The organism is Limosilactobacillus walteri, assembly GCF_014830205.1.
GTDB classification, from domain to species: Bacteria; Bacillota; Bacilli; order Lactobacillales; family Lactobacillaceae; genus Limosilactobacillus; species Limosilactobacillus walteri.
Map to the genome: position 1 here is coordinate 1 of NZ_QORN01000039.1, position 10,089 is coordinate 10,089.

The window sequence follows — 10,089 nt, forward strand, 5'->3', positions numbered from 1 at the left end:
CTTGACGGGACATAGTGCCAGTGAGGATGCCTTTTAGCTTATTCAGCAAGCAAACAGGACAGGAAAACGTAAAGATATTCTCTTGGCGCGTTGTAATTAATCTCGTATTCCTGTTCTAGCTTATTTAAGCGGTAATCTAATGTCGAGCGATGAATTTGAAGGGCAAGAGCGGTTTGTTTCTTATTCTCGTGATTTAAAAGGAAGAGTTTCAATGTTTTGAATAGTTCTGAATTTTCTTTTGCTAGTTTTTGTATTTGGGGACTTAGATAACTATTCAAAGACTGATCTTGGCGGATATAGTCGAGAAGATCCAGGGCGATGTAATCATGATATTGATTAAACGTGTTTGCTTTCCCCAGTCTTATTGCCTTAACTGCTTGTTGATAGAATTGATTAAACTGGTGCAGATGAGTGAAAGAATTACTCAGTCCTGCACCAGTTTTATTTCTAATTAAATAAGGGGCTAACTCTTGCATAATCGTTTTGGTGATGAGCGGACTGCTATTTTCCACCATGTAAACATTGTAATCATCATAGTGGAAACTGATAAACCTTGTTAGAATCGTTCCTAAGGGTTGAATATTAGTTGTTGGAGCCTTTATACATAACACACTTAATGGTCGTTTTAATTGGTGAGGGTCAAATTGGAGACGATTTTTAATCTCACTTACTGAAATGTTTGGCCGCGCTAAAATATCACGAAGCAAGCCCTCAAGATTGTTTCCTTGTGATTGATAGGGAAAGTTATGCAGTCCGACTGTTGCTGAAATTTTATCAATCACTGATTCGATCGTTGATTTATCCTTTTCAAAGTTAGGACGATCAACAATAACAATGACAAGATAGAAGTGATCTGAATTTCGTAAACCGATCTTTTGCAAATAGAAAGGTTGGTTAAAATCGGCGAATCGATACTCTTTTCCGTTACCTTCTTTTATTGAATGAACTGCTCGTGCTAAATGTTCATTGGCATTATCTGCAATCCTAATATATCCTGCTTTAACGGTCTTTAACCAATCATCTGAGATTGGGCTACCATTGACTGCTTTTTGTTACTTTGTTACTTAACGGCTTAGGACTAACTATGATTTTACTGACTATTTTATTGCCCTGATATATTTGAAACGCAAAGTTCTTTGAAGTGTATTACTAGAGTTGAAGTTTAACGTTGGGGATGCACTTCAAATTTTATATGGTATAATTGGAACGTATGTTCAAAATCAAGAACTTCAATCTTAACTAAGGGAGACGTAGTGTGCTGACAAAATATTTTTTTGACTCGGATAAAGATGCTCAATCATTTATAAGTTTAATTATTAAATCAGCCGATTTTCAACATCTGACAAATAATTACCTTAATAACAATTTTGATCAATTAAGAAGTGAGGAGTGAAATATGAAGACTATTCTTTCAACTGATGAATTGATTGAACATTTGGAACATAAGGGAATTAAATTTAATATTGATACGAAAGAGGAGGCTAGTGATTTTCTTCAATATAATAATTACTATTTTAAACTCGCAGCTTATCGAAATCTGTATCCTAAGATATCTCAAGGAGATAGTAAAGGTAAGTATCAGAATTTAGAATTTGCATATCTGAGAGAGTTGTCTGTTATTGATATGTATATTCGCTATAAAATTATGAATATGTGTTTAGATATTGAACATGCTATTAAGGTAAAACTTGTAACTTCGGTAACAGATAACCAGCAAGAAGATGGCTATGATATCGTTAGGCAATTTTTAGCAAAAGAAGATCGAAAATTTCATATTCTTAATAGTATTAGGCGGCATAGTTCGGGAGAGTATTGTCGAAATTTAATATCTAAGTATTATCCGTATTTTCCAATTTGGGTATTAGTTGAGTTGATTACTTTTGGTGACTTGTTGCATATTTGTCACTTTTACGAAGAAGAATACCAACGTTCAATCATTCCTGATAATAAGTTAATGAATACGATTAGAGATTTGAGAAATGCGTCAGCACATAGTAATTGTTTATTGAATCAATTGAACCAACGTATGGACAATAATAAGCAACCAGATAGTCGAATTATACGTTTTGTGGAAAGGTTAGATGTTGCTGGGGATGCTTCTCGTCGCAATAATTTAACAAAAAATTCTTCATATGATATTGTTACTTTATTATATGTTTATGATTCACTAATGCCTGATGTATCGAAAAGAAAAAAGTTTAATGAATTAAAAAACTTCACGGATAATCGGGTTCTTGAACATAAAGAATATTTTGAAAAAAATAATTCAATAAAAAGTGTTTATGACTTTTTATATAAAATAATTGACAAGTTGAGTTCACAGTATTAAAATTAAATCAGTATTGAAAGACAGTATTTGTTTTTGTAGGAAGCAAGATTTTATCTTGCTTCTGATTTTTTTTACGACACAAATTATTGAATTAAAACAACTAAGATCATCTAGCCATCATTTCTAGAATTTGGTACAATAAAATGGCTTTAAAACTTAATGGTCAATCGACGCAAAGTATTACGCTGATTGACCATTTTTTATGGCATGAAATTATTATATTATTTCTTGGAGAGGGAGTAAAAATGAAGAAATACTGGAAATGGCTAGTTTTAATATTAGTAATTATTGTTGCAATTGTTGCAGGGATGATCTTCTATCGTCGTGATAGTAATGGTAAACCGTTTAAAGCAAGCTTAAATCATTCGAAAGTTATGATGACTCCAGATTGGTATGCTAAAGTAACTCTTACTGCTAATAAAGGGACTACATATGAAGTCAAAAATAGTAAAAATAAGGTAGTTCAAGGAAAGTCAGAGACTAAAAATGGAAGAGCTGAAATAAGACTAAATGATACAGGTAATTATACCGTTATTGCTAAAAGTGATAATGGCCATGTAAGCAAGAAGCTACCTGTGAAAGTTAATCATTATAAAGCAACACCAAATAAATGGACAAGTTCAGTGGGACCACTTCGATTTAAAATTACCAGTGTTGAATATCAAAAGATGAAGAAGAGTGAGGCAAATAAGCCGGATAACAGTGGAATTGATGAAGCATACAAAGAATTAAATAATCATTATTATCAAGTTAAAATAAATTATCTGGTAAAGAATAGTAGTAAAAAAGCAGTTAATCCGCAATATACTATTTGGATGCCAGAAGATGACGATGGGCAAGAGTTTTCGACAGAAACACCAAGTCCTGATGGTGGCGCTGTTGACACTATTATTGGTACAGAAGCAATTAATCCAGGTAATAGTCGCAGTGGAAGTGTAACAATGTTATCCAATCACAAATTTACTGTTAAGCATCTTAAATTTAGTATTGAAGAAGTTCTCGGGAATGAAGGTAAACATATTTCCAAGGGTGGAGTAGCAGAATTAAAGTAAGCTTTTGGATTTAGAAACTGAATGGTCAATTGACGTAATTATGAATGTTACGTTGGTTGACTATTTTTATGCAGTCCTTGCCTGAGCTTTTGCAGGGGCTATTTTTAATGCTATAATAAGAACGTACGTTTGTTAATGATGAAAGAAAGTGTAGAAATATGCAAATACGAAAGAAATTATTAAGTGCTGATGTTTATAAAGCAATCTGGTCAAGCAATACTAAACAAGCAGCAGAAAAATACGGCGTTAATTATCCTGACCTTTTAACTGTTTGTCATCAGGCTGGCATTCCGATTCCTAGTGTCCAGTATCGTTTAGCATTGGCAAATGGTCGGGACGTCACTAATTTTAAGGCTGATTTACCTGATAATGTAAATCAGTATATTCTCGTTGAAACAGATAATTCTAATGCAGAGGAGCAGGATGATCAAACGCCACTTGATTCAGATGATATTAAGCAACGATTCGATTTCTTGAATGATCCGCCAAAAGCGCAACAGATAACTGATGCCTTGATTAGAGCAGGTCAAAAGAAAACTTGGCGGACAACTCCAGAAATTAAGGCTTATAAAGCTAGCGTTAGAAGTTGGCGTACCAATGACCATTCTCATAATAACTTTAGCAACTCCTATCATTACGAAGAAGAGCCACAACCACCAAGATTCATTGATAATCTCTCTCCGCACGGGTTACAAAGGGCTTATCGATTGCTGAATCGCGTGGTTACGATTCTTAAACAAGCTGGTGAACAAGTTAGCGATAACCTTGCAATAACGATCGGACAAGACGAAATAGAGTACGAAATTAAGGAAGACCAGGATAAGATTCCTCATGAAATAACCAGTGATGAAAAGAAAAAACTAGCTGATTATGAGGAGGAGAAGGAACGTGATGGTTGGGCATTTCATCCACGAATTAGAAAATATGATCACCCCTATAACGGTCATTTGCGGATCCGTTTTCTCGTATCAGGGAGTTCTAAGCATTATCTTAAGGATAGAAAGATCCCATTGGAAGACCAGCTTTTGGACATTATTGTGAATTTTTACAAGACATATTTGGAGACAAAGCATGCGCGAGAACAGCGTGAAAAGTGGGAGCATGAACGTGAATTAGAAGAGCAACGAAATCAACAACGAGCGCAACAGATTGCTGATGAGAAGCAACGGGTCTTGACATTGATCAATGAGGCAAAGGACTACCAGCTTGCTAATGTTGTCCGCCACTATGCTGTGGCAGTTAAGCAGACCGAAGCTGATTCAACTAAAATTGCGTGGATGCAGAGTGTTGCCAATTGGCTTGATCCACTGGTTTCTGGAGACAACCCTTACCTAGAGAAGCGACAGCACGGTGACAGCGACGAGAAAAAGGCTAGCTACCTTGGTGAAGAGACTACATCATCTCATAATAGTTTTATAGATTATTTGAATATGCTTTAGAAATTAGTGGAGGTGCTTTGAATACAAATAGTTGGATTCCTAATGAAGAACTATACTTTGCTTTGGTACTTGTTTTATTTTAAAATTAGTCTTGAAATTATTGAATATCTGTCAACTGGTATGGTTGACTAAAAATACTTCCTACAAAAATGTAGGGGGTATTTTTTTACGAAAAAATACAATCGATTCTTAAAAAGAAAAATTTTTGATTGGCAAAACCATAACAAGTTCGTTTTAGCGTTTTGATTTTGCGATTGATACCTTCTAAAGCACATGAGTGATTGGTACTATGCAGTACCCTATAGTAAATTCCCTTCCATATTAATAAAGAGCTCCTTACTGGGAATAGGTAAGGGGCTCTCTTTGCATTATCTAAGCGATTTGCGATAACCGGCTGCCTGCGCTTCTGCTTCGGTATTGAAGTAAACGGCATTAGCTGAGTTCATGTGGTATCCTTGCTGGTCAGGCGTGTGGTAGATTTTCGAATTGGCATTGCCGACAATCATTCCATTTGCTTGGTCAGTTTTCATGTCGCCAGTAGCAGAAGTACTGGTAGACGCCGAGCTGACAGCGCTCGATGATTCTTCATCTACTGAACTGCTGCTTGACACGGATGATTCGCTTTCAGCTACTGGTTTGACGTAAGCTTTATTAGTGACGGTAAATGTTGTTTTAGCGCTCTTGCTATCATGATCATCTTCGGAAGTAATATCAAAATTACATTTCTTAGTTTTGCTTGATAGCTTTAAGGTTTTAGAAAAGTTACCGTTCTCATCGGCGTTAACTTTGTAGTGACGGTTATTTCCGCCACGTTTGGCAATTGTAACCTCTGCGTTAGCTTCAGTTTTCCCTTCAAAGGTGATTGTTCCGTCATCTGCAGAATTGATTTTAATCGTCTTACTTGAGACTTGTGCTTGTTTGCCATCAGGAATGTTGACCGTAAGTGGTGTTTGGCTTGCCTCTGCTGGCTTAGCAGTTGGTATTATTCCTAAGCATAAGCTAGCAGCAATCCCAACAATAATTTTTGATAGTTTCTTCAAGTACTTCTCCTCCAGTAATTCTTTTTCCCGTGTAATAGAATATCATAATGGTAGATTCTTAGATACAGAAAAAACGAATTATTTTGCTTTGTAGCTAACTTTTAATCGTATTCTCCCCAGACGCGGTTGATTAATGGCTACTAATATTAAAATTAAATTAAAAGCCTTCTTGACTCCTATCAATAATCACAGTATACTAATCACAACTTATATGAGAATTAGCTGAGATCGAATGAGTAACTAATTAAAGAACTTACAGAGAACTGTGCTTGGTGAAATGCAGTACTTCTAAAATTAGTGAAGATGGTTCGTGAGCGATTGATCGGTGAATAATTAGCAGGTCACGGCGTTGCTACCGTTAGCTAGGCTTCAGATTTATCTTGATGATAAGTCTGTTTAAGTGCAGGAATTTTTACAATTCCTGAATGCAGGGTGGTATCGCGAGTGAGTCGTCCCTTGAAGAGATTAAGTTCTTTTCAAGGGGCTTTTTTATTGAGGAGGTTTATCAGGATGACAACAATTACAGCAGAACTATCAGCACCGTTATTAATTGATGGTGCAATGTCAACAGCTTTGGAGCAGCTGGGGGCGGATACAAATAATCCGCTCTGGACAGCTAGCGTTTTAGCAAAGCAACCCGAACTAGTAAAACGGGTTCACCAAGAATATTTTACGGCTGGTGCTCGATTAGCGATTACCGACACTTACCAAGCTAATGTTCCAGCTTTCATTGCCAATGGTTATTCCGCCCGCCAAGCCCACCAGTTAATTCGGCGCGCAGTTATTCTAGCAAAAGAAGCCCGCGATGAATACCAGCAAAAAACAGGAATTTATAACTATGTTGCCGGTGCGCTTGGTCCTTATGGCGCATATCTTGCGGATGGTAGTGAGTATACGGGTGATTATCACCTTAGTACCGCGGAATATAAACAATTCCACCGTCCGCGTCTAACTGATATTTTAAGTGTGGGAGTCGATGTGATTGCGATTGAAACCCAGCCCCGGCTTGATGAAGTATTAGCAGAATTAGAGCTTGTCAAAGAACTATCGCCGACCACCCTATGCTATGTTAGTTTTTCATTAAAAGATCGAACTACTTTAGCCGATGGGACACCGCTAGCGGTTGCGGCGCGTACCGTTGCTAAATATCACAATGTTTTCGCAGTTGGTATTAACTGCATCCCCCTCGAAGAAGTCACTCCCGCCGTGGAAGTAATTCATCGAGTGACCGCTAAGCCAGTAATTGCTTATCCTAACTCAAGTGCCATTTATGATCCGCAAACTAAAACCTGGACTTATCCCCATGGCCAGCGGAGTCTTAGCAATTATTTACCCCAATGGCTTGCCGCTGGTTTAACGATTGTGGGCGGATGCTGCACAACTACTCCGCGCGATATTGCCTTATTACACGAACATCTAACAGAAATTACCGGGAAGGAGTTGAACAACCATGACTAAAAAGACCCATTTATCACGAGAAATGAGCGCCCGTCACGTTCAAATGATTGCCCTTGGCGGCGTAATCGGCACCGGCCTTTTTCTTAGCTCTGGTTATACGATTCATCAAGCTGGCCCGTTGGGAACAGTAATTGCTTACCTTGTCGGGGCTTTAATTGTGTATGCTGTAATGTTGTGTCTAGGGGAATTAAGTGTTGCCATGCCTTACACTGGGGCCTTTCATGTTTATGCTAAAAACTTAATTGGCCCGGCCACTGGTTTTACAGTCGCAATCTTATATTGGTTAACCTGGACGATTGCAATGGGGTCTGAGTTTACTGCCGCAGGGTTAATTATGAAACGGTGGTTTCCAGCGATTCCTGTTTGGTGGTGGAGTTTGCTATTTATCGTTATTATTTTGTTATCTAATATTTTTACGGTTAAAGCATTCGCGGAAAGTGAGTTTTGGTTTGCGGCCATCAAGGTTATTGCCATCATCTCCTTTATCGCGCTCGGTGCTTTAGCGGTTATTGGTTTAATCCCCATTCACGGTTATCAGCATGCTCCGTTATTAACTAACTTTACTAAGGAGGGCCTATTTCCTAGTGGGTTAGGCGGTCTGTTTATGACTATGCTGACTGTTAACTTTGCCTTTTCAGGCACAGAATTAATTGCCATTACCGCTGGTGAAACCAAGCATCCTGAAAAGACGCTTCCGGGGGCTATCCATACAACCTTATGGCGTTTGATTATTTTCTTTGTCGGCAGCATGATCGTGATGGCCGCTTTGATTCCTTATCAGCAAGCAGGCGTAACCCAGAGCCCCTTTGTCTATGTCTTTAGCCAAATGGGGATCCCTTACGCTGCTGATTTGATGAACTTTGTTGTCCTAACTGCTATTATTTCTGCCGCTAATTCTGGTTTATATGCTTCGACGAGAATGTTGTGGTCACTAGCAAATGAAGGGACCATTCCAACAGTGATTGCTAAAACTAATCGGCGGGGCATCCCTGTTTGGGCCCTGTTATTGAGTATGCTTGGTGGTGTTTTAGCGCTCCTCTCTAGTATCTATGCGCCGGGCACCGTCTATCTGGTTTTAGTATCAATTTCTGGCTTAGCGGTTGTATTTGTGTGGATTGCAATCTCATTATGCGAACTGCTTTTTCGGCGGAAGTTTTTGGCTACTGGACACCGCTTAAGCGAGTTAAAATATCGGACGCCTTGGTATCCTGTTGTTCCCTGGTTTGCGTTTATTGCCAGCAGTCTTTCTTGTATTTTAATTTGGTTTGACCCGCAGCAACGGATTGCCCTCTATTGCACAGTTCCCTTTGTACTTGTATGTTATGGAGCTTATTATTTACAGACCCTATGGCGTAAACGAATTGCAAAGAAAAATGTTTCAGCGGCTGTTAAATAGATGTAAAAATTATGTAATTAAAAAACTGTTAAAAAGTTAGCACGCTTGTAGTAAAATATATGAGAATTAACGTTAATAGCTGGTGAGGGAGCTATTAACTAATCTTAATTTAGTTAGGAGACAGCAAATGCATTCACTATTCGCACTACAAATTATTCAAGCAGTTTTAGTCGCCGTTCAGTTAGTAATGATTTTTTCCGCTAATAAAGTAAAACGCGAATGGCTAACGGTTGGACAGTTATGTATCGCCATTGTGATTTTAGCCGACCTATTTTCAGAGCTGCTCTTCTTTAGTTACACGAGTGTTCTGACTGGCTTTGTCTTATTCCTCCAACTTTTCTTACTGCCAATGTTCTGGAAAGAATTAAAGGCGTTTGAGGAATAGGCTATATAAATAGGAAGAAAAGTTAATCAAGCGGTGGATTGCTAATTAGTGGTCCGCCTTTTTTATTGCATTGGGAATAAACGGAAGAATAATTCCTTCAATTATGCTTATTTCCCATAATCCGCTATAAAATCACGGTTTAAATTGCTATACTTAAAATAATAATATGTAAAAAGGGACTGATGAATAATGGTAATGGTTGATTTGCATTGTCACCTTTTACCCGGAATTGATGATGGGTCAAAGAATATGGATATTTCCTTGCGTCTGGCTAAGGAAGCAACGGAAAATGGGATTACCCATGCGTTGCTAACGCCCCATCATATGAATGGTCACTACGAAAATCATAAGCAGGATGTCCTGCAAGAAACCGCGGAATTCCAAGCTGAACTTGAGAAACATAATATTCCGTTGACCGTTTTTCCTGGGCAGGAAGTACGGATCAATGGACAACTGATCGAAGCGCTTGATAATGATGATATCCTCTTTGCCGATGAAAGCGGTAAGTACATGATGCTTGAGTTTCCCGATAATGATGTCCCGCATTATACCAACCAGATGATCTTTGAGCTTCAACAGCGTGGCATTACCCCAGTGGTTGTTCATCCGGAACGAAATACAAAGATAATGGCTGAACCAGACTTGCTTTACCAAATGTTAGAAAAAGGATGCTTATCACAAATTACTGCTAGCTCCTATGTTGGCACTTTTGGTAAAAAAGTTGAAAAGTTCAGTAAAAACTTGATTGCTGCTGGTCAAGGCTATGTGTTTGCTTCTGACGCTCATGATTTACCTGGTCGAAAGTATGAAATGCGCCAAGCCTTTAAGAAGCTATCCCGCGAATTTGGTCAAAATGTCGCCCAAGAATACCAAGATAATGCCCGAGCAATTATTAATGGTGATGAGATTGCTCATCACCAGCTTAATAAGTTTGAACAACGTAAGAAATTGTTTGGATTGTTTTAAGAAAGGCAGATTGCAATAAATAAC

At 38.1% G+C, this 10,089-nt stretch carries 9 protein-coding genes, 1 pseudogene and 1 other annotated feature; of the genes and pseudogenes, 7 read left to right on the top strand and 3 right to left on the bottom strand.

The annotated features are described in order from the left end of the window. Window positions 1-38: 38 nt before the first annotated feature. The gene (locus DTK66_RS11025; protein ID WP_225209066.1) at window positions 39-881 is read right to left on the bottom strand and encodes a helix-turn-helix domain-containing protein; all 843 of its coding nucleotides are present in this window, start codon (window positions 879-881) and stop codon (window positions 39-41) included. Window positions 882-1,396: 515 nt separating this feature from the next. On the opposite strand from DTK66_RS11025, the gene DTK66_RS08990 reads away from it, so the two are divergent. The 3 genes from DTK66_RS08990 (at window position 1,397) to DTK66_RS09000 (ending at window position 4,820) form a co-directional block, all read left to right on the top strand. Continuing rightward, window positions 1,397-2,329: an Abi family protein gene (locus DTK66_RS08990; RefSeq protein ID WP_191668456.1), complete on the top strand. Its 933-nt coding sequence runs from the start codon at window positions 1,397-1,399 to the stop codon at window positions 2,327-2,329. A gap of 245 nt (window positions 2,330-2,574) precedes the next feature. Then, window positions 2,575-3,381 (top strand): DUF4352 domain-containing protein, encoded by an 807-nt coding sequence (locus DTK66_RS08995; RefSeq protein ID WP_191668457.1) that lies wholly within the window; start codon window positions 2,575-2,577, stop codon window positions 3,379-3,381. A 158-nt stretch (window positions 3,382-3,539) separates the two neighbouring features. Then, window positions 3,540-4,820 (top strand): hypothetical protein, encoded by a 1,281-nt coding sequence (locus DTK66_RS09000; RefSeq protein WP_191668458.1) that lies wholly within the window; start codon window positions 3,540-3,542, stop codon window positions 4,818-4,820. Window positions 4,821-4,986: 166 nt separating this feature from the next. On the opposite strand, the pseudogene DTK66_RS09005 reads toward DTK66_RS09000, so the two are convergent. Together DTK66_RS09005 and DTK66_RS09010 are read right to left on the bottom strand one after the other, a co-directional pair. Beyond that, window positions 4,987-5,088, bottom strand: a pseudogene (locus tag DTK66_RS09005) (transposase); the annotation flags it as partial. 100 nt (window positions 5,089-5,188) lie between these two features. Further along, window positions 5,189-5,860 (bottom strand): sunset domain-containing protein, encoded by a 672-nt coding sequence (locus DTK66_RS09010; protein WP_191668459.1) that lies wholly within the window; start codon window positions 5,858-5,860, stop codon window positions 5,189-5,191. A gap of 215 nt (window positions 5,861-6,075) precedes the next feature. Further along, window positions 6,076-6,320 (top strand) — a binding site (T-box leader). Between the two features lie 50 nt (window positions 6,321-6,370). Here DTK66_RS09010 and mmuM point away from each other — a divergent pair. From mmuM to DTK66_RS09030, 4 genes are all read left to right on the top strand, one after another. Then, window positions 6,371-7,318, top strand: coding sequence for a homocysteine S-methyltransferase (mmuM, locus tag DTK66_RS09015; RefSeq protein WP_191668460.1), 948 nt, complete (start codon window positions 6,371-6,373; stop codon window positions 7,316-7,318). Continuing rightward, window positions 7,311-8,714: an amino acid permease gene (locus DTK66_RS09020; protein WP_191668461.1), complete on the top strand. Its 1,404-nt coding sequence runs from the start codon at window positions 7,311-7,313 to the stop codon at window positions 8,712-8,714. Before mmuM ends, DTK66_RS09020 begins: the two co-directional genes overlap by 8 nt. A 127-nt stretch (window positions 8,715-8,841) precedes the next feature. Next, window positions 8,842-9,099 carry a hypothetical protein gene (locus tag DTK66_RS09025; RefSeq protein WP_153931291.1) on the top strand — a complete coding sequence of 86 codons (258 nt, stop codon included), beginning with the start codon at window positions 8,842-8,844 and terminating at the stop codon, window positions 9,097-9,099. Window positions 9,100-9,288: 189 nt separating this feature from the next. After that, on the top strand, window positions 9,289-10,065 hold the full coding sequence (locus DTK66_RS09030; RefSeq protein WP_191668462.1) for a tyrosine-protein phosphatase: 777 nt from the start codon (window positions 9,289-9,291) through the stop codon (window positions 10,063-10,065). Window positions 10,066-10,089 lie beyond the last annotated feature (24 nt).